The following is a 23,548-nucleotide window of genomic DNA, read 5'->3' as shown; positions in this document are numbered from 1 at the left end:
CATATAAGGCTCACAACCCGATTGAAAAGAGGGCAGGCCCTGATGATACCACGGATCGGCCCTGCGCCAGACGCAACGCAGCGCTATCAACTGCGCCCGGGTGCCTATGCGATATTGCCCCTCGAACGGCGGGTTCTGCTGACGCTGCAGACCGGACAGACGCCCGATATCCAGTTGCCCGGGGGCGGGATAGATCCGGGCGAGGCCCCGCTTCAGACCCTGCACCGCGAGGTGATGGAGGAAACCGGCTGGCGCATAGCGTTTCCCCGTCGCCTCGGGGCGTTTCGGCGGTTTGTCTATATGCCCGACTATGGGATCTGGGCGGAAAAGCTGTGCCATGTCTATGTCGCGCGCCCGGTCCGTCAGATCGCCGACCCGACAGAGCCGGATCACCACACCATCGTGCTCGCGCCCGATGATGCCATCGCAGCGCTGGGAAATGACGGTGACCGGATGTTTCTGAATGCTTATTTCGGCTAAGCGGGCCCGCTGTACTCAAACAGGATTCCTGACACATCGTCGTTGCACCCCTCCGGCCCGGCATGTTCGGTCAGCCGCCACATCAACGCTTCCAGTAATGCGGGGCCACTGGTGAAGCGCAACTCCTCCAGCAAGCAAGACAGGCCGTCTTCTCCTAGCATCTCGTCCTCCGCGACAGTACATTCCGTCACCCCGTCAGACAGAATCAAAAGCCGGTCACCGGGTTCAAGCCGCGCATCGAACTGCGAAAAAGTGACCCCCGACATCAAGCCAACCGGAAATCCGCCATTGCCAATGTATTCGATCCGCCCATCCCGGCGTTGAATGACGGGATGCGGATGCCCCGCCTGCCCGATCGTCACCCAGCCTGTCTCGAGGTCGATGTCGGCCATGAGAAACGTGAAATAGTGCTCGGTCTCCATCTCATCCAGCACAAGATCGTTCAGCGTCTCTATCGCCTCTGACGGCGGGCGGGAGCGATAGATGCCGTCAGCATGCAGTTCCAGGGCAATATTCTGCTCGCTCTGGTTCGGTGACAGATACCCGGCCAATCGCGCGGTCATCAGCGCGGAGCTGATGCCATGGCCCGACACGTCGATTGCATACAGCCCCAGATGCCCCGGCCCGGACGGATAAAACCCCACCAGGTCACCGCCTACATGGCCGCTGGATTTCAGCATCAGCGACAGCACGCCGGTGTCGAACACCTTGTAGCGTTCGCGCAGCAACGACTGCTGCAGCTTCTTCGCCTCGAGAAGATCCGTTTCGATGGAATCGTAGAGCCGCTGCAACTCCGCCAGCGTCTCGGTGATCATTCCGTTCTTGGCGGACAATTCACGCTGCATTTCCAGGATACGTTCACCGGCCGTCATGCGGGCGCGCAGTTCGTTTCCGTCGACCGGTTTGCTCAGGAAATCATCCGCGCCGGCATCCAGTCCACGCGCCACCTCGCCCTTGTTGTTCTTGGATGTCAGCAGAATGAAATACCCGTACTTGTCGACCGACAGGTCACGGAATTTCTGACAAAATTCCAGCCCGGACATGCCATCCATCATCCAGTCGCTCAAGACCAGGTCCGGCAGGCGGTCCTTGCACATCTCGAGCGCCCTTTCAGCGGAGTCCGCCTCGGCTACCTCGTACCCCCAACGGATCAACGCGCTGTTCAGGATCTTGCGCTGAAGCCGACTGTCATCGACGATCAACACCAGCCGCCGCGCATCAGGCGCAACCACCGGATCGGTCTGATCGGAAACAGGCGCGAGGGATGTCATGCTGCACGTCGTCTTTCAGGTACGAATGCGCACTAGTTACCACCCGACACCTAATGATGGATGAAGCCAGATCCTCAAAAAGTCGAAAAATGAAAAGATATTAATTTATTAAGGGTTTACGCCGATATTCCCAGCCAATCGAAGGAGCAGGCGAATGATTGATTGGACCCATGTGGCGCAGCTGAGAGACGAGGTCGGCCCTGATGATTTCGAGGAAATCATAGAGATCTTCCTGACCGAAGTGGATGACGGTCTGAGCGTGCTGCAAAGCCAGGCGCCCTGTAATATGGCCTCCGCACTCCACGCACTCAGGGGGTGCGCGATGAGCCTTGGCTTCACGGAATTCTCGGCCGTCTGCCAGAATGGCGAAGACCTTGCCGCCCGTGGACAGAGCGATCTGGTGAACCTGCCCGAGGTCCTGCAATCCTATGCCGCGTCAAGGGCGCGGTTCCTGTCCGATCTGCCGGAGTTGCGCGCCGGGTAACTCGGGCCGGATCGCGCAACTCAGATCACGAACTGGGCCAGCGTTTCGTTGTTGGTGATGTCGGTGTAGGAAAAGCCAGCCTCGTCAAGCTGCGCCAGAAGCGTGACGAAATTCTCTGGCGCGCGGGTTTCGATCCCGATCAGGACAGACCCGAAATTGCGCGCAGATTTCTTGAGGTACTCGAACCGTGCGATGTCATCCTCGGGCCCAAGGATATTCAGGAATTCCTTCAATGCGCCCGGCCGCTGCGGCATGCGCAGGATGAAATATTTCTTGACGCCAAGATAGCGCTGGGCGCGCTCCTTCACCTCCGGAAGGCGTTCGAAATCAAAGTTGCCGCCCGATGTCACACAGACAACCGTCTTGCCCCGGATCGCATCCGCCACATCACAGAGCGCCTCGATCGCCATCGCCCCCGCGGGTTCAAGCACGATCCCTTCGACATTCAGCATCTCGATGATCGTCGTGCAGATGCGGTCTTCGGGCAGGTGGACAACGTCTTGCGATGCGACGCCTTTCAGGCGCGCAAAGGTTCTTGCGCCGATCTTGGCCACCGCGGCGCCATCGACGAAACTATTGATCGGCGACACATCCACCGGCGCGCCGACGTCGAGGGCCCGCGCAAGACTGGGCGCGCCGGACGGCTCCACAAAGGTATAATCACAGGCATCCTGAAAATAGCTGCGCACTCCGGCCGACAGTCCGCCGCCACCCACGGGCAGGATGATGCGGTCGGGTGCATGGCCCAGTTGCGTCTCGATTTCCACGGCGACGCTGGCCTGCCCCTCGATCACGTCCTCATCATCGAAGGGGGACAGGAAATGCGCGCCCTGCTCGGCGCAGAATTGCTGCGCGGCGACAAGTGTCTTGTCGAAATAGTCGCCGACCAGCCGCACCTCGACAGTGTCTCCACCAAACATGCGGGTCTTTTGAATTTTCTGCTGCGGCGTGGTCACCGGCATGAAAATCACGCCGCTGACCCCGAAATGGCGGCACATGAATGCGACACCCTGCGCGTGATTGCCCGCACTGGCACAGACGAACATGCGCTGATCGGGTTTGGCGGCGATCACCTTGCGCATCGCATTGAACGCCCCGCGCAGCTTGTAGGACCGCACCGGGCTCAGGTCTTCGCGCTTGAGCCAGATATCCGCCTCGAACTGCTCCGACAGGTGATCGTTGCGCATCAGCGGTGTCGCGGGAAACACCGCGCGCATCTCTTCTTCGGCCATCCGGGCCGCCTTGGCATAGTCGTGATCCGTCATGGCTCTCTCCGGTCCCGGGCAGGCCTTATTCACTAGGCGCAACGCCCCGGCCGGTCAACGCCGCCGCATCACCTTGCCCAGAGGCGCAAAACCCGGTATCGCCCACGGCGAACCCGACAAAGGAAAACTGCATGTCTGCGCCGAAAAAAGTTGTGCTCGCCTATTCCGGCGGTCTTGATACCTCGATCATCCTCAAGTGGCTGCAAACCGAATACGGCTGCGAGGTCGTGACGTTCACCGCCGATCTGGGCCAGGGCGAAGAACTGGAGCCCGCGCGCAAGAAGGCCGAGCAGATGGGCGCGAGCCAGATCTACGTCGAGGACGTGCGCGAGGAATTCGTGCGTGATTTCGTCTTTCCGATGTTCCGCGCCAACGCGGTTTACGAAGGGCTGTACCTGTTGGGCACATCCATCGCCCGCCCGTTGATTTCCAAACGGCTGGTCGAGATTGCCGCCGAGACGGGTGCCGATGCGGTGGCCCATGGCGCGACCGGCAAGGGCAACGACCAGGTGCGCTTCGAATTGGCCGCCTATGCACTCAACCCCGATATCAAGGTCATCGCCCCCTGGCGCGAATGGGACCTGTCGAGCCGCACAAAGCTGCTGGAATTCGCCGAGCTGAACCAGATTCCCGTGGCCAAGGACAAGCGCGGTGAAGCGCCGTTTTCGGTCGATGCGAACCTGTTGCACACATCGTCCGAGGGCAAAGTGCTCGAGGATCCGGCGGTGGATGCGCCCGATTACGTCTATCAGCGTACGGTCGATCCCGAAAAGGCGCCCGATACGCCCGAATACGTCGAAATCGGGTTTGAACGCGGCGACGCCGTCAGCATCAACGGCGAGGCCATGTCGCCCGCCACCATCCTCACGAAACTGAACGAACTGGGCGGCAAGCACGGCTGTGGTCGTCTCGATCTTGTCGAGGGAAGGTTCGTCGGGATGAAGTCGCGCGGCATCTATGAAACCCCCGGCGGCACCCTCCTGCTCGAAGCGCACCGCGGGATCGAATCGATCACCCTCGATCGGGGCGCGATGCACCTCAAGGACGAACTGATGCCGCGCTATGCGGAACTGATCTATAACGGGTTCTGGTTCAGCCCCGAGCGCACTATGTTGCAGGCCGCCATCGACGCCAGTCAGACCCATGTTACCGGCACCGTACGGCTGAAACTGTACAAGGGCCATGTGCGCACCGTCGGGCGCTGGTCCGATCATTCGCTCTATTCCGAAGCGCATGTGACGTTCGAAGACGACGCAGGCGCCTATGACCAAAAGGACGCCGCCGGTTTCATCCAGTTGAACGCCCTGCGGCTGAAGCTTCTGGCCGCGCGCGACAAGCGCCTGACAGGTAAATAAGAACGAAAAGACCCGGATCACGAGGGAGCGATCCGGGTCTCTCGTCTTGTGCGCGCCGTGGGGATTTCGGCGCGATCAAGGTCTTACTTGGCGGTGACGACGGCCATGACCAGCTTGTCGTCCACCTTGATTGGGCCGTCTTCCTTGGCACCGAGGGTGTATTCGAAACCACCCATCTGCATGCCGCCATCTTCGGCGTGGACCATCAGCATCAGCATGTCGCCGGATTTCACGTCTTCCTGCAGGATCGCGGCCACATCGACGTTTTCACCTTTGCGCAGGGGGGCGTAGCCGACGACCGGACCCGGCTTCATGCCGTCCTCGGTGCGGTGCACAACCATCCAGCCGTTCGCGCCGGCGACGATCTTGTCGGCGCTGACGACACCGTTGGACACATCCTGATCGGCGGCTTCGACCGACGGGGCCATCGCATGTGCAGCGGCAAAGGCCACGCCCGTGGACAATGCAAGCGCGATCGCAGAATTCAAAACATACTTCATTCGTAGTCTCCCAGTTTTTGTTGTTACTGGGGAAGTCACGCAACGCCGCGCGGCAGAGTTTCACGATGCGAAAAAAATAATGTCCGGTCGCGTCAGACGGTCAGCCGCTGCTGCCAAAGCCTTTCGTAGAACGGCATCGCCTGCGCCGCCAGATCGGCGTCATCACCGCTCAGCTCGGGCAGATCCCCCTCGGCCCCGGCAAACCCGGTGCTGGCATGCACCGCGCCATACCAATGACTGGCCCAGATACCGTCTTCCGTGCGCGCGCCCGCCGCCCAGCGCAGCATCGCAGGGTCGAACGGCAGCCCGATCCGGTCGCACACCCGGCGCAGCATGGCCTCTGGGTCGGCGCGGATGTCTGTGCTGTCGACCACCAGCCCGCCCAGCGCATCGAACAGCCGCGCCTGCTGCACAAAGCCGATGTCGTCTAGCGTCGGGGCCTCGCGCTTGGCGGCATAGCTTGCGATCACCCGCGCGGGGTGCCGGATCAGATGAATGTTCACGCAGTCCCGCGCCCACCCCATCGGGAATCCAGGCAACATGTGATGCGGCATGTGCTTCATGTACCGATGCGGCGTCGTGCGCGGCTCGGACGCACAAATCGCGGCAACTGCGACAGGGTCGGTTTCATGAGCACGCAGGATATCGTCCCGCATGGGGTGATCGACGCCGGACGCGGCGAGGTAAGGCGCGTAAAAAGGTTCGTCCATCACCGTCATGTCGCGGCGCGCGCCAAAGCTGTACATCATCGCCGTCGACAGGTTGCGCGGCCCGGACCACATCGCAATACGCATCATGCACACTCCCGCGCGATCAGATCCTTGTAAAGCGTCCGAATGCGCTTGGTCACCTCGCCCATCTCCCCTGTCCCGATCTGTCGCCCGTCGATACTTGCCACCGGCGTCTGTGCACCAAAGGTCCCGGTCAGAAACGCCTCGTCGGCGCCGTAGGTATCGACCAGTGAATAATTCCTCTCGAACACCGGGATGTCGCTGGCGCGGCACAGATCGATCACCTTTTGGCGGGTGATGCCGTTCATGCAATAATCGCCCGTACTTGTCCAAACCGCGCCTTTGCGGACGATGAAAAAGTTGCAGGCATTGGTGGTGTTCACGAACCCATGCAGATCCAGCATCAGCGCCTCGTCCGCCCCCGCCTTTTCGGCGGCGATGCAGGCAAGGATGCAGTTCAGCTTGGAATGACTGTTCAGTTTTGGGTCCTGCGTCATCGGCAGGCCCCGCAAATGCGGCACCGTGGCCAGCCGGATGGGCCGCGGAATGCTTGGGCGCGAATGTTCCATGATGATCGTGACCGTGGGCCCAGACCGCGACAGCGAGGGGTGCTGAAACGGCCGCGTCTTGACCCCGCGCGTCACCATCAGCCGCGCATGCGCATCCGTCGTCATGTCGTTCGCGGCCTGCGTGTCCACGATTGCCTGCCGCACGGCCGCGCGGTCCAGTCCGATATCCAGATCTATCGCCTTGGCGGCCTCGAACAGCCGGTCCAGGTGCTCATCCATGAACGCCCATGTCCCATCATACAGCCGCAGACCCTCCCACACGCCGTCACCCAGCATGAAACCGCTGTCATAAACGCTGACAACCGCCTCTGCCTTTGGCACGATCCGCCCGTTCAGATAGATCTTGATCGCCTCGTTGCGGGCGTCCTCTTCGGCTTGGTGGGTTGTAACATGGTCCTGCATTGCGCGCCCTTTCCGTTTCACCGAACGCTAGAAACCGGCGCTCCGGATGCCAAGCGGTAAAATGCGATCACCGCTGTGTGACATCGCAGGAGCGTGAATTGTCAGACCATGCGATCCCAAGCTACTCCTGACCGGACAGGAGGATAGCATGATGCGAATAACCACCCTCAAGACCGTCGCCTTGATCGGAATGATCGCTGTCGGTCTTTTCGCGCAGTCCAAGACCACTCAAGCCGCCGAACTGGAAACACTGACCGTCGCCGGCGGGTGTTTCTGGTGCGTGGAGGCCGATTTCGAAAAGGTGAAAGGCGTGACCGAAGCCGTTTCAGGCTTTGCCGGCGGCAGCGTTCCCAACCCGACCTACAAACAGGTCGTCGCGGGCGGCACCGGGCACTACGAGGCGGTTCAGATCACCTATGACCCGGCCGTGGTCAGCGACGACACGCTGCTGCACCTGTTTTTCCGCTCGATCGACCCGACAGACGCCGGCGGGCAATTCTGCGACAGGGGCGAAAGCTACCGGACCGCGATCTTCGCCGCAGACACCGCACAGGCCGCCGCCGCCAAAGCGGCCAAGGCCAAGGCGGCGGCAGACCTTGGCATGCCGGTCGTCACCCCCGTTCTGGGACCCGCGCCGTTCTACCCGGCCGACGACTATCACCAGGACTACTACAAAAGCGACGACCGTCTGGCGTTCACCAGCGTCGGCATCGGCGTCAAGAAATCGGTCGCCTACAAACGGTATCGCGAGGGCTGCAAGCGCGACGCGCGCGTCAAGGAGCTTTGGGGCGACGCGGCGCCCTTCGCCGGAAGCTAACCGAACGTCTGATCCTGAATTTCCTTCAGGTCGGGAATCACATCCGCGGTTCCGTGCCGCGTCACCATCAAGGCCGCGGCCCGCGTGGCAAGCCCGATCGCCTGCGCCATGGGCATCTTCCGGTCCAGCCCGGCCACCAGGTATCCGGTAAAGGTGTCACCGGCGCCGGTTGTATCGACCGGCGTGACCGGAATGGCGTCAAAGTGCATAACGCCTTCATCCGACAACCAGCGGCACCCCTTGGACCCCAGCGTCACGATAATGTCGGATACGCCCAAATCTTTCAGGTTAGAGCCTGTTTCGGTCTCTAATTGCGTGGCTTCCACCTCGTTCAGGACCAGCAGGTCGATCAACCCCAGAACCTCCTGAACCGCCGATGCCTCGAACGGGGCAGCGGCATAGGCCACGCGCAGACCGAGATCGCGCGCCATTCGGGCCGCCGTAACCTGGCCATTGGTTTCGTTTTGCATGATAAGCGTATCCCCGGGCGAGGCTTGCGACAGCGCCTGACCGATCATTGCATCGGAAATGATGCGGTTAGCGCCGGGAAACAGAACGATCGAATTTTCACCCGCATCGTCGACACAGATGATGGCATGCCCCGTCGCTGTCTCCGTCACCGCGATATGGCGCGTATCGACACCGTATTCCATCATCCGCTCGACCGCCCAGCGCCCATCGGCGCCGACCGCGCCTATATGCGTGATCCGCGCCGCCGCGCGGGCAGCGGCCACCGACATATTGGCGCCTTTGCCGCCAAGCCCCTGCTGAAACCCGGTCGCGGCCAATGTTTCCCCCGGACCCGGCAGATGTGAAACGCGGTACACCTTGTCCACATTGATCGATCCAAGGTTGAAAAGCGTCATCACCCCACCTTGCAGGCAGCCAGAACCGCCATGTTCAGAACATCGTTCGCCGTCGATACGGTCGAACAGATCTGAATCGACCGATCCACGCCGGCCAGGATCGGGCCAATTACGGTGGCCCCCGCCATTTCCTGCATCAGCTTGACAGAAATACTGGCCGAGTGGCGGGCAGGAACAACCAGAATATTCGCCGGCCCCGTCAACCGCGAGAACGGATAGGCTGTTTGCGATCGCGCGTTCAACGCCACATCGACAGTCATCTCGCCTTCATATTCGAAACCGACGCCGCGCCGGTCCAGCACTTCGGGTGCCAGATGCATCTTTTCCGCCCGCTCCGACACCGGATAACCAAAGGTCGAAAAGCTGACAAAGGCCACCCTCGGTTCAAGCCCCAAGTTCCGCGCAACGGTCGCGGCGCGTTCTGCGATCGTCGCGAGATCTTCCTCGTTCGGCCATTCATGCACCAGCGTATCGGCGATCAGAACGATGCGCCCCCTGTGCAGCAACGCGGTGATGCCCGCCGCACCATGCGCGGCATCCGCATCGAACACGTGGTTGATACGTTCAAGGACATGCGCGGATTTCCGGGTGGCCCCTGTCACCAATCCATCGCCATGCCCGTGCGCCAGCATCAACGCGGAAAAGACGTGCCTGTCCCGCGCGGCCAACCGGTGAATATCGGACGCATCGTACCCTTTGCGTTGTAGTCGCTCGTACAAGAAGCTTTTGTAGGCATCCAGATGCATGGTATTCGCGGCATTCACTACCTCAAGCTCGCGCACCGCGTCACCCATGCCGGCCAGCTCAAGCTTGGCCTTCACATCATCGGCCCGGCCGACCACCAGCGCCTTGCCCAGCCCGGACCGTTGGTAATTGACCGCCGCGCGCAGCACGCGCGGATCGTCGCCTTCGGCAAAAATCATTCGCGCCTGATTGGCCCGCGCCCGCGCATTGATACCGCGCAATATGTTGGCCGTCGGGTCCATCCGCGACTTCAAGGACAGCTCGTAGGCATCCATGTCGATGATCGGACGACGGGCGGCGCCCGTATCCATCCCGGCCTTGGCGACGGCGGGCGGAATGCGGTGAATAAGCCGCGGATCGAACGGCGTCGGAATGATGTAGTCGCGCCCAAAGGTCAGGTTCTTGCCATAGGCGAGCGCAACTTCGTCCGGCACATCTTCGCGCGCAAGATTGGCCAGCGCATGGGCGCAGGCGATCTTCATCTCGTCGTTGATCGCCCGCGCGTTGATATCGAGCGCCCCGCGAAACAGGTAAGGGAACCCGAGCACGTTGTTGACCTGGTTGGGGTAATCGCTGCGCCCTGTTGCGACGATGGCGTCCATGCGCACCGCGTGGGCGTCTTCCGGCGTGATTTCCGGATCAGGATTGGCCATTGCGAAAATGACCGGGTTGTCGGCCATGCTGGCAACCATGTCCTGCGTCACCGCCCCCTTGACGCTGACCCCCAGGAATACGTCCGCGTCCTTCATCGCTTCGGTCAGCGTCCGCATGTCCGTGGCGACCGCATGTGCCGACTTCCACTGGTTCATGCCCTCGGTACGCCCCTGATAGATCACGCCCTTGGTGTCGCACATGATGCAGTTCTGGTGCCGCGCGCCCATCGCTTTCAGCAGTTCAAGACATGCAATGCCCGCGGCCCCTGCCCCGTTCAGAACGATCCTCACGTCTTCGATCTTCTTGCCCGAGATGTGCAAGGCATTCAGCAACCCCGCCGCACAGATCACGGCGGTGCCATGCTGGTCGTCATGAAAGACCGGAATGTCCATCTCTTCCTTCAGGCGCTGCTCGATGATGAAACATTCCGGCGCCTTGATATCCTCGAGGTTGATCCCGCCGAACGTCGGCCCCATCAGCTTGACCGCGTTCACAAAGGCATCCGTATCCTCCGTGTCCAGTTCGATATCGATTGAATTGACGTCGGCAAACCGCTTGAACAGAACCGCCTTGCCTTCCATCACCGGCTTGGAGGCCAGCGCACCAAGGTTGCCCAGACCCAGAACCGCCGTCCCGTTCGATATCACTGCGACCAGGTTGCCCTTGTTGGTATAGTCATAGGCCGTCTGCGGATTGGCCGCGATCGCCTCGCAGGGAACGGCGACACCGGGCGAATACGCAAGGCTCAGATCGCGCTGTGTCGTCATCGGCACGGTTGCGGTGATTTCGAATTTGCCGGGGCTGGGTTCAAGGTGAAAGGCAAGCGCCTCTTCGGCGGTCACGCGGATCTTCGACATGGGGCAGGCCTTTCTTGGAATAGGGGCTTGCGCGTTCTAGCCCACTGCGTGCGATGCCTCAATGCTTTAGCGAATTCATGGCTTTTACCTGTCGGCCACGGTTTGTAAGGTCCGCCCTGATCTGCCCGGGGGCCCGACCATGACCGTAACGCCGATGATGGCTCAATATCTCGATATCAAGGCCGCGCATTCAGGTGCGTTGCTGTTCTACCGCATGGGCGACTTCTACGAGATGTTCTTTGACGATGCGGTCGCCGCCGCCGAAGCGCTGGACATCGCACTGACCAAGCGCGGCAAACATGACGGCAAAGACATTCCGATGTGCGGCGTGCCGGTCCACTCCGCCGAAGGTTACCTGCTGACACTGATCAGAAAGGGCTTCCGCGTTGCGGTCTGCGAACAGATGGAAAGCCCGGCAGAGGCCAAAAAACGCGGGTCCAAATCGGTCGTGCACCGTGATGTCGTCCGGCTTGTCACGCCCGGCACCCTGACAGAGGAATCGCTGCTTGACGCGCGGCGGCACAATTATCTTGCCGCCTTTGCCGAGGTTCGCGATGCGGCCGCTTTGGCGTGGGTCGATATCTCGACTGGCGCGTTTCACGTCATGCCACTGACGCCGGTTCGCCTTGGTCCGGAACTCGCGCGGCTCGCCCCGTCCGAACTGATCGTATCCGAAGCGAAAGAGACTGAACTTTATGAAACAGTCTCTGATTTCGGCGTGGCGCTGACTGGTCTCGCGCGGTCGGCATTCGACAGCGGCAGCGCGGAAAAGCGTCTTTGTGACGTCTTCAACGTCGGAGCATTGGACGCCTACGGCACCTTCGACCGCGCCGAGGTTTCGGCGATGGGTGCGATCGTCGAATACCTGGAGATCACCCAGAAAGGCAATTTGCCCCTGCTGCGCCCGCCTCAGAAAGAAGCGGAACAGCGCACGGTGCAAATCGACGCGGCCACGCGCAGAAATCTGGAACTGACCCAATCGCTGGGCGGGGGGCGATCGGGATCGCTACTGTCGGTGATGGACAAGACCGTGACAGCCGGCGGCGGCCGATTGCTGGAACGGCGACTGTCCAGCCCCTCGCGGGTGCTAGACACGGTTCAACGGCGCCTTGATGCCGTCGAGTACTGCGTCCACGAGGCCGCGCTGACCTCGACAATTCGCGACGACCTGCGCAAAGTCCCCGATCTTGACCGCGCCCTGTCCCGTCTTTCGCTTGATCGTGGCGGGCCCCGTGACCTTGCCGCGATCCGAAACGGTCTGACGCAAGCATCGCTGTTGCACGCCAGGCTCGATCCGGCTGCGCTGCCCGACCTTTTGCGTGACGCAGCGCATCAGCTCTCAGGCCATGATGATCTGATCGACCGGCTCGACGCCGCCCTCGTGGCCGACCCTCCGCTGCTGATCCGTGACGGCGGGTTCGTGGCACCCGGCCTCGATGCCGACCTCGACGAGGCCCGTCAACTGCGCGACGAGGGCCGATCGGTCATCGCACGGATGCAGGCACAGTTCGTCACTGATACGGGTATTTCGTCCCTCAAGATCAAGCATAACAACGTTCTGGGCTATTTCATCGAAACCACCGCGACCCATGCGCAGAAAATGTTGTCGGCACCGTATTCCGATATGTTCATCCACCGGCAGACAACGGCAAACCAGGTGCGTTTCACGACTGTCGAACTGTCCGAGCTTGAAACCAAGATCCTGAACGCGGGCGCACGTGCCATCGACATCGAAAAGCGGCTCTACGAGGAACTGAAATCCTCTGTTCTGTCCCATGCTGCGGGGATCGGCACCGCCGCGGCCGCGTTGGCCGAGCTTGATCTTGCCACCGCACTGGCCGAACTGTCAGTGACGGAAAACTGGGTCAGACCGAAGGTGGACAACAGCCGCGCGTTCGACATCATCGGCGGCCGGCATCCCGTTGTCGAACGCGCATTGAAGGCGCAGTCCGGCGCGGCCTTCATCGCCAATGATTGCGATCTGTCCGCAAATGCGGATGCCGCCAAAGTGTGGCTTCTGACCGGTCCCAACATGGCGGGCAAATCCACCTTTCTGCGGCAGAACGCGATCATAGCGCTGGTGGCCCAGACGGGGTGTTTCGTGCCTGCAACGTCGGCACATATCGGACTGATCAGCCAATTGTTCAGCCGTGTCGGCGCTTCTGACGATCTGGCGCGCGGCAGATCGACCTTTATGGTCGAGATGGTCGAAACCGCGGCAATCCTCAACCAGGCCGATGACAGGGCATTGGTTATCCTGGACGAGATCGGACGCGGAACCGCGACATACGATGGCCTGTCCATCGCCTGGGCCACGCTGGAGCATCTGCACGATGTCAACCGGGCCCGTGCGCTGTTCGCGACCCACTACCACGAAATGACGGCTCTTGCCGGCAAGCTGCCCGGCGTCGACAACGCAACCGTCACGGTAAAGGAATGGAACGGCGAGGTCATCTTTCTCCACGAGGTCCGCAAAGGCGCCGCCGACCGGTCCTACGGTGTTCAGGTGGCGCAATTGGCGGGCCTGCCGGACAGCGTGATCGCCCGCGCGCGCGTCGTCCTCGAGGCGCTGGAAAAGGGAGAGCGCGAGGGCGGTGCGACACAGAAAACCCTGATCGATGATCTTCCTCTGTTTGCCGTGTCACCCAGCCCTGCCGCGAGGCCGGCAAAATCATCGGCACTCGAAGATGCGCTTGCCCAGATCCAGCCGGATGAACTGTCGCCCCGTGACGCGCTCGACCTGCTCTACAAATTGAAAGAGGCGGCCAGATCCTGACCGCCTCCTGGTGTTCACGCAACGTGGAAGACCTCCGCCAAAGGCAGGATTTTCCTCACTTGCCGGGCGTCGACGATACGCCCACCTGGGCGGGGCGCAACAAACGGTCATGCAGCATGAAACCTTCGGCGGCGACCTGAATGATGTCGCCCGCCTTGGTATCGGGCACCGGAGCTTCGAACATCGCCTGATGGAGCTTGGGATCGAACCGGTCCCCGACCTCAGGTGCAATCATCTCGATTCCGTGCTTCTTGAATACGCTGAGCAACTCTCGCATGGTCAATTCGATACCTTCGATCAGCGCACCAGACACTTCTTTCTGGTCGTCCGTCGCCGCTTCGAGCGCCCGCTTCAGGTTGTCGTACACCGGCAACATATCGCGCGACAGCTTGGACCCGCCGTAATTCTCGGCTTCGCGCCTGTCCTTCTCGGACCGCTTGCGTGCGTTCTCGGCATCCGCCAGCGCGCGCATGAACCGATCCCGCAGTTCGTCCCGCTCCGCGCGCAGGGTTTCCACCTCCAGCGCCTCTTCGTCTATTTCCGCATCATTCTCGGCGAACTCCTCCGCAGTTGCGGCCTCGATGTCGTCCAGAAAATCGTCGTTCTTCGGCTCTGCCATATCTCACCTCTAATTCCGGTCCGAGATCAATTTCCCGACCAGTTGCGCCGTGTAGTTCACGATCGGCACAATCCGTCCATAGTTCAGTCGCGTCGGACCAATGACGCCAACGGCGCCAATTATCTTACGATCAGCGTTCATATATGGGGAAACCACCAGAGAGGAACCCGAAAGTGAGAAAAGTTTATTCTCCGAGCCGATAAAAATGCGCACGCCGTCACCGCCTTCGGCCAACTCGAGGAATTCGGCAATATCACGCTTGCGCTCAAGGTCGTCAAAAAGCCTGCGAATGCGCTCCACGTCCTCCGCTTCACCGTCCGTGGACAGCAGGTTGGCCCGCCCCCGCACGATCAGGCGTTCAATCTGATCGTTATCTCCGTCCCAAAGCGCCAGACCGCTTTCCACCAGCGCCTGAGCAAGCGAATCGATTTCCTGTCGGCGGGCCTTGATCTGGATCTGGATGCTGGTCCGCAACTCGCTCAGGGTTTTGCCTTCGATCAACGCATTCAAAAAGTTGGCGGCTTCGCGCATCGAACTGGGCGTCTGACCGGGCGGCGGCGTGAACAGGCGGTTTTCGACGTGCCCATCGGCAAAGACCAGAACCACCAGCGCGCGATTCTGCGCCAGTGACACGAACTCGATATGCTTTATCGGTGCTTCATGCTTTGGGGTCAGAACCAACGATGCCCCTTGCGTGACACCCGAAAGCGCCGATCCGACACGGTCCAGCAGCCCTCCGACGTCGGTTTCGTTGCTGCCCAGCGTCGCGTCGATCTTTTCGCGGTCGGTTTCGTCCGGGTTCCCGATCTCAAGCAGACCATCCACGAACATCCGCAACCCCAACTGCGTCGGTATGCGCCCGGCGCTGACATGCGGGCTGTCCAGCAGGCCCAGAAACTCCAGATCCTGCATGACGTTGCGAATGGTCGCAGCACTGACCTTTTCGCTGAAATCGCGGGTCAGGGTCCGCGACCCCACCGGATCACCACTGGCAAGGTATCCTTCGACCACGCGGCGGAACACTTCCCGCGACCGGTCGTTCATTTCGTCAAGAAGTCTTGGTGTCTCACTCATGCGGTTATCCTATCCGATCCTATATAAAAGCGCACGGCCCGGATAATTCAATCGGGGTTGCATCCAGCGCCCCACGGGCGCTATCCGGTGAGGATCAAACAAAGGATATGATATGCGCCCCTCTGGCCGAGAGCTGAACGAAATGCGAGCCGTTTCCATCGAAACGGGCTTCACCAAACACGCCGAAGGGTCTGCCCTGATCAAGGTGGGCGATACCCATGTCCTGTGCACCGCGACAATCGAAGACCGGGTGCCGCCGTTTATCAAGGGCTCTGGTCTTGGCTGGGTCACGGCCGAATACGGCATGCTTCCGCGCGCGACCAACACGCGGATGCGGCGCGAAGCGGCCAACGGAAAACAGGGCGGGCGCACAGTGGAAATTCAGCGCCTGATCGGCAGGTCCCTGCGCGCCGGTGTTGACCGCGTCGCCCTGGGCGAACGCCAGATCACGGTGGATTGCGACGTCTTGCAGGCCGATGGCGGAACGCGCTGCGCCTCGATCACCGGCGGCTGGATCGCTTTGCGCCTTGCCGTGAACAAACTGATGAAGGCAGGCGATGTGATCAGCGATCCGCTGGTTGACCCGGTCGCCGCGGTAAGCTGCGGTATTTATGCCGGCCAACCGGTCCTTGACCTCGATTACCCCGAGGACAGCGAAGCCGGCGTGGACGGAAACTTCATCATGACCGGCACCGGGCAACTGATCGAAGTGCAGATGAGCGCCGAAGGATCGACCTATTCCCGCGATCAGATGAACAAGCTGATGGATCTGGCGGAAAAAGGCGTGGCCGAACTGGTCGCCGCGCAAAAGGCAGCAACGGCATGACACGGGCTTTTGCGGGCGATCGCATCCTGATCGCGACCCATAACGCCGGCAAACTGGAGGAGATGGAAAAACTGTTCCATCCCTTCGACGTCACGGTCGTGGGTGCGGCGGCGATGAACCTGCCCGAGCCTGAAGAAACCGAAACCACCTTTGTCGGCAATGCGCGGATCAAAGCACATGCCGCGGCAAAAGCGACCGGCATGCCCGCGCTGTCGGACGATTCCGGGATCGAGGTCGAGGCGCTTGATAACGCGCCGGGTGTCTATACCGCCGATTGGGCCGAAACGCCGGATGGTCGCGATTTTGTCATGGCGATGACCAAGACACATACCCTTCTGGAAGAACGGAACGCGCCCCATCCCCGCCGGGCGCGGTTTCGTGCAACGCTCGTGCTGGCATGGCCCGATGGGCATGACGAGGTATTCGAGGGCAAGGTGAACGGAACCCTAGTCTGGCCGATGCGCGGACAAATCGGTCACGGGTATGATCCCATGTTCCAGCCGGACGGGTATGACATGACCTTTGCCGAGATGCCCTTCGAGGAAAAAAACCGCATCAGCCACCGCGCGGATGCCTTTGCAAAACTGATCGTGGGTTGCTTTGGCTGAGGATTGGACAAACGGCGGCTTCGGCCTTTATATCCATTGGCCGTTCTGCGAGGCGAAGTGCCCCTATTGCGACTTCAACAGCCATGTTTCGCGCAGCATCGATCAAACGGCCTGGCGCGATGCGTACCTGAGCGAAATCCGCCGCGCGGCGCTTGAGACCCCTGGGCGGGTCCTGACCTCGGTGTTTTTTGGCGGCGGTACTCCCAGTTTGATGGACCCCGACACCGTCGCTGCCGTGATCGAGGAAATACGCAGGCTTTGGCCAACCGCCAACGATCTGGAAATCACGCTCGAGGCAAACCCCGGATCGGTGGAAGCAACCCGGTTCGCCGCGTATCGCCAGGGCGGCGTCAACCGCATCTCGATGGGTATCCAGGCTCTGAACGATGACGATTTGCGCCGTTTGGGTCGAATCCACACCACACAAGAGGCGCTGAAAGCCTTCGATATCGCCCGCAATACTTTCGAGCGCGTCAGCTTTGACCTCATGTACGCCCGACAGGATCAAAGCCTTGCAAGTTGGAAGTCAGAGTTGGATCAGGCACTGTCGCTGGCTATTGATCATCTGTCCCTTTACCAGTTGACCGTCGAACAGGGCACTGCCTTTGGCGATCGCTATGCCGCCGGAAAACTGCGCGGCCTGCCAGACGAGGATCTGGGCGCGGATATGTACATTTTGACCCAGGAACTGTGCGAAAGGCATGGGATGCCCGCCTACGAGGTGTCAAACCACGCTCGCGATGGGGCACAATCGAGGCACAATCTGATCTATTGGCGCTACGGCGATTACATCGGAATTGGCCCGGGCGCCCATGGGCGGCTTACACTTTGTGGCGCGCGATGGGCCACGGAATGCTACAGCAACCCAACCCGTTGGCTTGCCGCGGTTCAGTCGAACGAGGCGGAAAAGCCTCGAACCGCCCTGTCATCCGGCGATCAGGCCAACGAATTTTTGATGATGGGTCTGAGGTTGAAGGACGGGCTTGATCTGGCCCGTTATGCAAATCTGAACGGCTCTCCGCTCCCTCGGGAACGCTTGGACGCCCTCACTGACCTGGGTATAATCGAAACCCAGAAATCCAAAATTAAAGTTACCGATCAAGGGTTTATGGTCCTTAACGCAGTGATCAGAGAACTTTTGGGCGCTTAATCGCCGGTCAACATTCTACACAGCTCGTCAAGTTGCTCAAGCGACGTGTAATGAAGCGTCATTGCACCGTTTTCTTGCCCCGGTTTGTGATTCAGAACGACCTTCATCCCCAAATTCGCAGACAGATCGCCCTCCAGCGCTTTGGTATCGGCATCCTTCTCAGCCGCGCGCGCGGTCTTGTCGGGTTTTCCGAAGATATTATCGTCGGCGGCTGACTGCTCCTTTTTGACCAAGGCTTCGGTCGCCCGAACAGACAATCCACCTTCGACAATCTGTCGCGCCAGTTTTTCCGGGTTACTCGACGTGATCAAAGCACGCGCGTGACCCGAGCTAAGCTCGCCTTCGCGCACCATGTCCAGAACCGACCCCGGCAGGTTCAGTAGCCGAAGCAGGTTGGCAATATGACTCCGGCTTTTTCCGAGTGCTTCGGCCATTTTTTCCTGCGTATGGCCGAATTTATCCATCAACTGCCGATAGCCCGCCGCCTCTTCGATAGGGTTAAGATCGGCCCGCTGGATGTTTTCGATAATCGCAACTTCCAGCACTTCGACATCCGTAAAGCTGCGGACGATGACCGGAAGTTCATGCAATTGTGCAAGCTGCGCGGCGCGCCAGCGGCGCTCACCCGCCACGATTTCAAAATTACCGCCGTCCCGGGCACGCACGATCAAAGGTTGTATGACGCCCTTTTCCTTGATTGACGCCGCAAGATCATCCAAGTCGCCCTGTTCGAACCGTTTGCGAGGCTGTTCGGGGTTCGGGGCCACGCGCTCGATAGGAACATACTGCTCCGCGGCCGAGGGTCCTTTTGACGCCGACTGCTCTGTCTCGTTGACATCTGCCATCAAAGCCGAGAGGCCGCGACCAAGACCACGCTTTTTTTCCATCTTTTCCTGCCCTTCTTACACTGCCATTGCGGCGTTATTGCTCAAGACTTCGCGCGCCAGATCCCTGTAAGCCGCCGCACCCTTCGATCCGCTATCATAACTCAGGACCGGCATCGCAAATGATGGCGCTTCGCTGACCCTCACATTTCTGGGAATGCGTGTCTTGAACACCAGTTCGCCAAGGTTGTCCCGCGCATCCTGCTCGACCTGCTGAGACAGGTTGTTTCGCTTGTCGTACATGGTCAGCACGACGCCCTCGATCCGCAAATCCTTGTTGCCGCTTTGCCGAACTTCGCGAATTGTCAGCATAAGTTGCGACAGACCCTCCAGGGCAAAAAATTCGCTTTGCAAAGGTATCAGAACCGAATGCGCGGCGATCATGGCATTGACCGTCAACAGGTTGAGCGACGGTGGACAATCAATCAAGATATAGTCCAGATCGTAGCTGTCCATTTGGGTTTGCCTCAACGCGTCATGCAGAAGGAAACTGCGCTTTTCGTTGGAAATCAATTCCAGGTCAGCGGAACTAAGGTCAACCGTGGCCGGCACGATCAGCAACCCGTCCGTGGCCGTCGTCAATACGACAGAGGAAAGCTCAATATCCTCAAGCAACAGTTCGTAGGTCGTAAATTCCCTGTCGTCCATCTCGATGCCAAGGCCCGTCGATGCGTTTCCTTGCGGATCGAGATCAACAACCAGAACCCTCTGGCCAGCTTCGACCAGCGCGGCCGCAAGGTTGATCGTGGTTGTCGTTTTGCCGACACCGCCTTTTTGGTTGGCAACTGCGATGATTTTTGGCCCCGCCGGGCGCGAGAGATCATGCACGATGTATTCCTTTGATCAACAGAACGGCCGCAGTTGGATCTGTCTGGCTTGTATGTGCTTGATGGTCAAATGACCATGCTGATTGAGCTTCGGACAGTTCATTCTGCCATTGCGCGCCCTTCATGAAAATCGCCGACCCTCCCTTTTGAAGGTGCCGATCGGCGAACCCAAGAAGCTGTGACAAGCTGGCCAACGCCCTCGCGGACACGACAGTGGCACCTGCGGGATCCAAGGCTTCGATTCTTGTCGCTTCAACGCTGGCATTCAACTGCAATTCGCGGATGACCGTTCGCAGGAAAGCGGCTTTCCTTTGATCGCTCTCGACCAAAACCACCTTACGCGCGGGATTGTCCCGCTTGGCCATGATTGCAACGACGATACCCGGAAAGCCGCCGCCGCTTCCGATGTCCAGCCACGTTCCTTTGGGCTCTCCCAGGTCGTAAATCTGCGCCGAATCCCAGATATGCCGCTGCCAAATATCCTGCAGGCTTGCTTTTGAGATCAGATTGATCTTCTGCGTCCACCGTCCGACCAACTCGGCATATCTTGTCAGATCATCATATGTTTCACGTGAAACATTAAACGTCTCTTGCCACTCAACGCTCATGCTGACTTCTTACTCTTCGTTTTTCGCAACGAGGCCAGAACAACGGTGAGCGCCGCTGGGGTCATACCATCAATCCGCCCCGCATGCGCCAAGGTCATCGGTCTGACCTTTTCCAACTTTGTTTTCAACTCGTTGGACAGCCCTTCCAAGCACGAATAATCGAAATCCGATGGAATGATCAACGCTTCGTCTTTCTGCATCAAATCGATGTCACGCTGCTGCCGATGCAAGTAATTTGCATAGAGCGCTTCTTTGGCCAGTTGTGACCGTGTTTCTTCATCGACGGTCGACAAGCGGCTATCAAGCGATTCAAGGTCGGAAAATTCCACACCCGGGTATGCAAGCAACTGCATCGCTGTGCGTCGCGCACCATCCATATTGATCTTGATACCGACCGAAGCCGCCTGCTTGGGCGTGAAGCTGGCGTCGGCCAATACCGACCTCCCCTGCTCAAGCCGCTCCATTTTGGCCTGAAACAAATTCTTACGGTGGTCGGAAACACATCCAAGTTCGATCCCGACCGGTGTCAAGCGCTGGTCGGCGTTGTCAGCGCGCAAGGAAAGCCTGAATTCCGCGCGTGACGTGAACATCCGATATGGTTCGGAAACACCCCGTGTGATGAGGTCGTCGATCATAACCCCGATATAACTTTGGGATCTGGAAAAGATGACCGGGTCATGCCGCTTGGCGCGTCGCGCTGCATTCAGGCCCGCAACCATCCCCTGCGCCGCTGCCTCTTCGTATCCAGTCGTACCATTGATCTGCCCGGCCAGATACAGCCCGGGAACCGTTTTCACCGCCAATGACGAATCCAAAGCACGGGGATCGACGTAATCATACTCGATTGCGTACCCTGGCTGCACAATCTTGGCGCGTTCCAACCCTTTGATTGATCTGACGTATTCTTCCTGAACATCCTCCGGCAGGGACGTGGAAATACCGTTCGGGTAAACCGTATGGTCTTCCACTCCCTCCGGTTCCAGAAACACCTGATGGGATGACTTGTCGGAAAACCGGATAACCTTGTCTTCGATAGAGGGGCAGTAACGCGGCCCCACTCCGTCGATATGACCGCCGTACATCGCCGATCTTTCCAGGTTAAGGCGAATGATCTCGTGGGTACGCTCGTTGGTGTGGGTAATACCGCAAGAAATCTGACGTGCTGACGTGCTTTTCGACAGAAATGAAAACAGCGTCGGCTCTTCATCGCCTGGCTGGCTTTCCAGACATTCCCAATCAATGGTTCGGCCATCCAGCCTTGGGGGTGTTCCAGTTTTTAAACGCCCCAGCGGCAGCCCGAAGGAATCTATCCGCTCGGCCAGTTGAACGGACGGATTGTCACCCATGCGCCCACCCGGACGAGACACATCACCGATATGAATGACGCCGCGCAAAAACGTGCCTGTCGTCAAGATGACCGATGTCGCGCGGATTTCGCTGCCATCGCGCAGCACGACACCGCCGACGGCCTGGTCGTCAAAAACGAAATCGACAGCTTCACCAATGAGGATTTCAAGATTTTCCGTTGCTTCCATTTCTGCAAGCATGGTTTCGCGGTAGATCTTGCGATCAGCCTGGGCGCGGGGGCCCTGCACTGCCGGTCCTTTTCGACGGTTCAAAAGTCGAAATTGAATACCGGCACGGTCTGCAACACGACCCATCACGCCATCCAACGCGTCAATCTCGCGAACCAGATGCCCTTTTCCCAGCCCGCCTATGGCAGGGTTGCAGGACATGACGCCGATACCCAGCCGAGACATGGTAACCAACGCGGTCTTGGCCCCCGACCGCGCTGCGGCATGCGCCGCTTCCGCGCCTGCATGGCCACCGCCGATAACAACGACATCAAAATGTTTCACGTGAAACACTCCCTACTTTCCAACGCAAAAACTCGAGAATATTTCGTCTAACAGGTTTTCCACGTCGATACGACCGACAAGCGATTCAAGAGATCGAATCGCTGATCTTAGTTCTTCGGCGGAGATATCATAAAACTCCGGCCCGTATGAGAGGCGTTCAGCGGCTGCACTCAGATCGTCGCGCGCGCGTTCCATTGCGATCCTGTGGCGATCATGCGTCGCGACCCCCACAACTTGCGCACGGTCTTGAAAAATTGCCTGAATTCGGCTGATAAGCTCGCTCACGCCTTCACCGGTTTTGCCTGAAACCGCGCCGCCCTTGTCACTCAACTGATCCGCCTTCGGCCTCAGAACGATGTCGTCAGGCTCCGGCAAGACCGGCAGCTCCTCGGCTGAGGTCACAAGGAAAACGCGAAGATCCGCAGATTTTGCACGTGAAATCGCACGTTCTACGCCGATAAGTTCTATCGCGTCCTGTCCATCCCGCAGACCAGCCGTATCCAAAAGCGTCACGGGCAGCCCACCAAGATCCATCTGAACCTCGATGATATCGCGGGTGGTACCAGCAATTTCTGATGTTATTGCCGCGTCGCGCCCGGCGAGTGCATTCAACAACGTCGATTTGCCTGCGTTGGGTGGCCCGACAATCGCAACTTCAAAGCCGCTCCGGATCCGCTCGGCCACCAGCGTTCCCTTGATTTCCTTGTCCAGCGCATCCTGTACGCCCGCCAGCAACGTTTCGACCTCGGGGGTCACATCCACAGGAACATCTTCATCCACGAAATCTATGGTCGCTTCGATCAGCGCCGCGGCGCGGATCAGGTCTTTCCGCCAGCCTTCGACTTTCCGGCCAAGATCACCGGACAAGACGCGCAATGCCTGTTTGCGCTGCGCCTCGGTTTCCGCATCGATCAGATCTGCAAGCCCCTCGACCTTCGGCAAATCCAGACGACCATTTTCCAACGCGCGCCGCGTGAACTCACCAGCCTCCGCCAGCCTTGCAGCAGGATCAAGGGACAATTCCGACAAAACTGCGCGCACGACTGCGATGCTTCCATGAACCTGGAACTCGACAACGTCTTCTCCGGTAAAGCTGTTGGGGCCTTCAAAGGTCAGGACCAGCGCCTGATCGATCGGGGCCCCCTGCCCATCATGCAAAACCCGCAGCCCGCTGGACCGGGGCGGTGGCAAGTCTCCTGCCATGTTCTGCGCGACCTGGAATGCCTCGGGTCCAGAAATGCGGATGACAGAGACGCCCGCGCGCCCCTGGGCCGAAGCCAAGGCAAAGATCGTTTTCATTTTCACTAACCCATTGTTCTAAA

The 23,548-nt window shown here is 59.6% G+C and carries 22 protein-coding genes; 8 read left to right on the top strand and 14 right to left on the bottom strand.

Translation table 11 applies throughout. The features are described from left to right. Nucleotides 1-42 precede the first annotated feature (42 nt). Complete coding sequence (locus FDT80_RS10120; protein WP_138662162.1) at nt 43-480, top strand: NUDIX hydrolase; 438 nt, start codon at nt 43-45, stop codon at nt 478-480. On the opposite strand, the gene FDT80_RS10115 is transcribed toward FDT80_RS10120, so the two are convergent. Then, a complete protein-coding gene (locus FDT80_RS10115) occupies nt 477-1,751 on the bottom strand; it encodes a PP2C family protein-serine/threonine phosphatase (protein WP_138662161.1) in 1,275 nt (424 codons plus the stop codon). The two genes, FDT80_RS10120 and FDT80_RS10115, sit on opposite strands and share 4 nt — an antisense overlap. A 154-nt stretch (nt 1,752-1,905) precedes the next feature. Between FDT80_RS10115 and FDT80_RS10110 the strand changes: the two genes are divergently transcribed. Continuing rightward, nucleotides 1,906-2,235: an Hpt domain-containing protein gene (locus FDT80_RS10110; RefSeq protein WP_138662160.1), complete on the top strand. Its 330-nt coding sequence runs from the start codon at nt 1,906-1,908 to the stop codon at nt 2,233-2,235. 20 nt (nt 2,236-2,255) lie between these two features. Here FDT80_RS10110 and ilvA read toward each other — a convergent pair whose 3' ends face one another. Continuing rightward, a complete protein-coding gene (ilvA, locus tag FDT80_RS10105) occupies nt 2,256-3,500 on the bottom strand; it encodes a threonine ammonia-lyase IlvA (protein WP_138662159.1) in 1,245 nt (414 codons plus the stop codon). 131 nt (nt 3,501-3,631) lie between these two features. Between ilvA and FDT80_RS10100 the strand changes: the two genes are divergently transcribed. Then, on the top strand, nt 3,632-4,855 hold the full coding sequence (locus tag FDT80_RS10100) for an argininosuccinate synthase (protein WP_138662158.1): 1,224 nt from the start codon (nt 3,632-3,634) through the stop codon (nt 4,853-4,855). Between the two features lie 83 nt (nt 4,856-4,938). Here FDT80_RS10100 and FDT80_RS10095 read toward each other — a convergent pair whose 3' ends face one another. From FDT80_RS10095 to FDT80_RS10085, 3 genes are all read right to left on the bottom strand, one after another. Then, nucleotides 4,939-5,355 carry a DUF7282 domain-containing protein gene (locus tag FDT80_RS10095; protein ID WP_138662157.1) on the bottom strand — a complete coding sequence of 139 codons (417 nt, stop codon included), beginning with the start codon at nt 5,353-5,355 and terminating at the stop codon, nt 4,939-4,941. Between the two features lie 92 nt (nt 5,356-5,447). After that, nucleotides 5,448-6,149, bottom strand: a complete 702-nt coding sequence (locus FDT80_RS10090; RefSeq protein ID WP_138662572.1) for a sulfotransferase-like domain-containing protein — start codon at nt 6,147-6,149, stop codon at nt 5,448-5,450. After that, nucleotides 6,149-7,057: a D-amino acid aminotransferase gene (locus tag FDT80_RS10085; RefSeq protein ID WP_138662156.1), complete on the bottom strand. Its 909-nt coding sequence runs from the start codon at nt 7,055-7,057 to the stop codon at nt 6,149-6,151. Before FDT80_RS10085 ends, FDT80_RS10090 begins: the two co-directional genes overlap by 1 nt. Before the next feature lie 148 nt (nt 7,058-7,205). Here FDT80_RS10085 and msrA point away from each other — a divergent pair, with 148 nt between their 5' ends. Next, nucleotides 7,206-7,874: a peptide-methionine (S)-S-oxide reductase MsrA gene (msrA, locus tag FDT80_RS10080; RefSeq protein WP_138662155.1), complete on the top strand. Its 669-nt coding sequence runs from the start codon at nt 7,206-7,208 to the stop codon at nt 7,872-7,874. Here msrA and FDT80_RS10075 read toward each other — a convergent pair. Beyond that, nucleotides 7,871-8,740, bottom strand: a complete 870-nt coding sequence (locus FDT80_RS10075) for a ribokinase (RefSeq protein WP_138662154.1) — start codon at nt 8,738-8,740, stop codon at nt 7,871-7,873. The two genes, msrA and FDT80_RS10075, sit on opposite strands and share 4 nt — an antisense overlap. Further along, nucleotides 8,740-10,995, bottom strand: a complete 2,256-nt coding sequence (locus tag FDT80_RS10070; RefSeq protein ID WP_138662153.1) for an NADP-dependent malic enzyme — start codon at nt 10,993-10,995, stop codon at nt 8,740-8,742. The genes FDT80_RS10075 and FDT80_RS10070 overlap by 1 nt, the downstream gene beginning before the upstream one ends. A 139-nt stretch (nt 10,996-11,134) precedes the next feature. Between FDT80_RS10070 and mutS the strand changes: the two genes are divergently transcribed. Next, nucleotides 11,135-13,771 (top strand): DNA mismatch repair protein MutS, encoded by a 2,637-nt coding sequence (mutS, locus tag FDT80_RS10065; RefSeq protein ID WP_138662152.1) that lies wholly within the window; start codon nt 11,135-11,137, stop codon nt 13,769-13,771. Nucleotides 13,772-13,826: 55 nt separating this feature from the next. Here the strand turns inward: mutS and FDT80_RS10060 are convergent, their stop codons facing one another. Next, nucleotides 13,827-14,390 carry a nucleotide exchange factor GrpE gene (locus FDT80_RS10060; protein WP_138662151.1) on the bottom strand — a complete coding sequence of 188 codons (564 nt, stop codon included), beginning with the start codon at nt 14,388-14,390 and terminating at the stop codon, nt 13,827-13,829. A 9-nt stretch (nt 14,391-14,399) separates the two neighbouring features. Then, nucleotides 14,400-15,434, bottom strand: coding sequence for a heat-inducible transcriptional repressor HrcA (gene hrcA / locus FDT80_RS10055; protein ID WP_138662571.1), 1,035 nt, complete (start codon nt 15,432-15,434; stop codon nt 14,400-14,402). A gap of 142 nt (nt 15,435-15,576) precedes the next feature. On the opposite strand from hrcA, the gene rph reads away from it, so the two are divergent. The 3 genes from rph to hemW are packed head-to-tail and all read left to right on the top strand — an operon-like array spanning nt 15,577 to nt 18,048. Then, entirely contained in the window at nt 15,577-16,290 is a 714-nt protein-coding gene (rph, locus tag FDT80_RS10050; RefSeq protein ID WP_138662150.1) for a ribonuclease PH, read from the top strand. Continuing rightward, the gene (rdgB, locus tag FDT80_RS10045; protein WP_138662149.1) at nt 16,287-16,898 is read left to right on the top strand and encodes an RdgB/HAM1 family non-canonical purine NTP pyrophosphatase; all 612 of its coding nucleotides are present in this window, start codon (nt 16,287-16,289) and stop codon (nt 16,896-16,898) included. The genes rph and rdgB overlap by 4 nt, the downstream gene beginning before the upstream one ends. Then, a complete protein-coding gene (hemW, locus tag FDT80_RS10040) occupies nt 16,891-18,048 on the top strand; it encodes a radical SAM family heme chaperone HemW (RefSeq protein WP_138662148.1) in 1,158 nt (385 codons plus the stop codon). Before rdgB ends, hemW begins: the two co-directional genes overlap by 8 nt. Here hemW and FDT80_RS10035 read toward each other — a convergent pair. Genes FDT80_RS10035 through mnmE form a run of 5 tightly spaced genes read right to left on the bottom strand, consistent with a single transcriptional unit; the run spans nt 18,045 to nt 23,525 of the window. After that, nucleotides 18,045-18,935, bottom strand: coding sequence for a ParB/RepB/Spo0J family partition protein (locus FDT80_RS10035; RefSeq protein WP_246039919.1), 891 nt, complete (start codon nt 18,933-18,935; stop codon nt 18,045-18,047). The genes hemW and FDT80_RS10035 overlap by 4 nt on opposite strands. Nucleotides 18,936-18,950: 15 nt before the next feature. Further along, nucleotides 18,951-19,760: a ParA family protein gene (locus FDT80_RS10030; protein ID WP_138662147.1), complete on the bottom strand. Its 810-nt coding sequence runs from the start codon at nt 19,758-19,760 to the stop codon at nt 18,951-18,953. Further along, a complete protein-coding gene (gene rsmG, locus FDT80_RS10025; RefSeq protein WP_138662146.1) occupies nt 19,753-20,367 on the bottom strand; it encodes a 16S rRNA (guanine(527)-N(7))-methyltransferase RsmG in 615 nt (204 codons plus the stop codon). Before rsmG ends, FDT80_RS10030 begins: the two co-directional genes overlap by 8 nt. Next, nucleotides 20,364-22,226 carry a tRNA uridine-5-carboxymethylaminomethyl(34) synthesis enzyme MnmG gene (gene mnmG, locus FDT80_RS10020; RefSeq protein ID WP_138662145.1) on the bottom strand — a complete coding sequence of 621 codons (1,863 nt, stop codon included), beginning with the start codon at nt 22,224-22,226 and terminating at the stop codon, nt 20,364-20,366. The genes rsmG and mnmG overlap by 4 nt, the downstream gene beginning before the upstream one ends. Before the next feature lie 12 nt (nt 22,227-22,238). Further along, on the bottom strand, nt 22,239-23,525 hold the full coding sequence (gene mnmE, locus FDT80_RS10015) for a tRNA uridine-5-carboxymethylaminomethyl(34) synthesis GTPase MnmE (RefSeq protein WP_138662144.1): 1,287 nt from the start codon (nt 23,523-23,525) through the stop codon (nt 22,239-22,241). Between the last annotated feature and the right edge of the window lie 23 nt (nt 23,526-23,548).

Source organism: Sulfitobacter sabulilitoris (assembly GCF_005887615.1).
GTDB lineage: Bacteria > Pseudomonadota > Alphaproteobacteria > Rhodobacterales > Rhodobacteraceae > Sulfitobacter_E > Sulfitobacter_E sabulilitoris.
The sequence above is the reverse complement of the archived record's forward strand: the minus strand, read 5'-3'. Positions and strand labels throughout refer to the sequence as shown.

Excerpts from the sequence above, each read along its gene's own strand:
- rph (WP_138662150.1), top strand. The coding sequence starts at position 15,577 with ATGCGCCCCTCTGGCCGAGAGCTGAACGAAATGCGAGCCGTTTCCATC.
- mutS (WP_138662152.1), top strand. The coding sequence starts at position 11,135 with ATGACCGTAACGCCGATGATGGCTCAATATCTCGATATCAAGGCCGCG.
- FDT80_RS10090 (WP_138662572.1), bottom strand. The coding sequence starts at position 6,149 with ATGCGTATTGCGATGTGGTCCGGGCCGCGCAACCTGTCGACGGCGATG.
- ilvA (WP_138662159.1), bottom strand. The coding sequence starts at position 3,500 with ATGACGGATCACGACTATGCCAAGGCGGCCCGGATGGCCGAAGAAGAG.
- msrA (WP_138662155.1), top strand. The coding sequence starts at position 7,206 with ATGATGCGAATAACCACCCTCAAGACCGTCGCCTTGATCGGAATGATC.
- rdgB (WP_138662149.1), top strand. The coding sequence starts at position 16,287 with ATGACACGGGCTTTTGCGGGCGATCGCATCCTGATCGCGACCCATAAC.
- FDT80_RS10120 (WP_138662162.1), top strand. The coding sequence starts at position 43 with ATGATACCACGGATCGGCCCTGCGCCAGACGCAACGCAGCGCTATCAA.
- mnmE (WP_138662144.1), bottom strand. The coding sequence starts at position 23,525 with ATGAAAACGATCTTTGCCTTGGCTTCGGCCCAGGGGCGCGCGGGCGTC.
- FDT80_RS10115 (WP_138662161.1), bottom strand. The coding sequence starts at position 1,751 with ATGACATCCCTCGCGCCTGTTTCCGATCAGACCGATCCGGTGGTTGCG.
- FDT80_RS10070 (WP_138662153.1), bottom strand. The coding sequence starts at position 10,995 with ATGTCGAAGATCCGCGTGACCGCCGAAGAGGCGCTTGCCTTTCACCTT.
- FDT80_RS10110 (WP_138662160.1), top strand. The coding sequence starts at position 1,906 with ATGATTGATTGGACCCATGTGGCGCAGCTGAGAGACGAGGTCGGCCCT.
- FDT80_RS10060 (WP_138662151.1), bottom strand. The coding sequence starts at position 14,390 with ATGGCAGAGCCGAAGAACGACGATTTTCTGGACGACATCGAGGCCGCA.
- rsmG (WP_138662146.1), bottom strand. The coding sequence starts at position 20,367 with ATGAGCGTTGAGTGGCAAGAGACGTTTAATGTTTCACGTGAAACATAT.
- FDT80_RS10075 (WP_138662154.1), bottom strand. The coding sequence starts at position 8,740 with ATGACGCTTTTCAACCTTGGATCGATCAATGTGGACAAGGTGTACCGC.
- FDT80_RS10035 (WP_246039919.1), bottom strand. The coding sequence starts at position 18,935 with ATGGAAAAAAAGCGTGGTCTTGGTCGCGGCCTCTCGGCTTTGATGGCA.
- FDT80_RS10085 (WP_138662156.1), bottom strand. The coding sequence starts at position 7,057 with ATGCAGGACCATGTTACAACCCACCAAGCCGAAGAGGACGCCCGCAAC.
- FDT80_RS10095 (WP_138662157.1), bottom strand. The coding sequence starts at position 5,355 with ATGAAGTATGTTTTGAATTCTGCGATCGCGCTTGCATTGTCCACGGGC.
- hrcA (WP_138662571.1), bottom strand. The coding sequence starts at position 15,434 with ATGAACGACCGGTCGCGGGAAGTGTTCCGCCGCGTGGTCGAAGGATAC.
- FDT80_RS10100 (WP_138662158.1), top strand. The coding sequence starts at position 3,632 with ATGTCTGCGCCGAAAAAAGTTGTGCTCGCCTATTCCGGCGGTCTTGAT.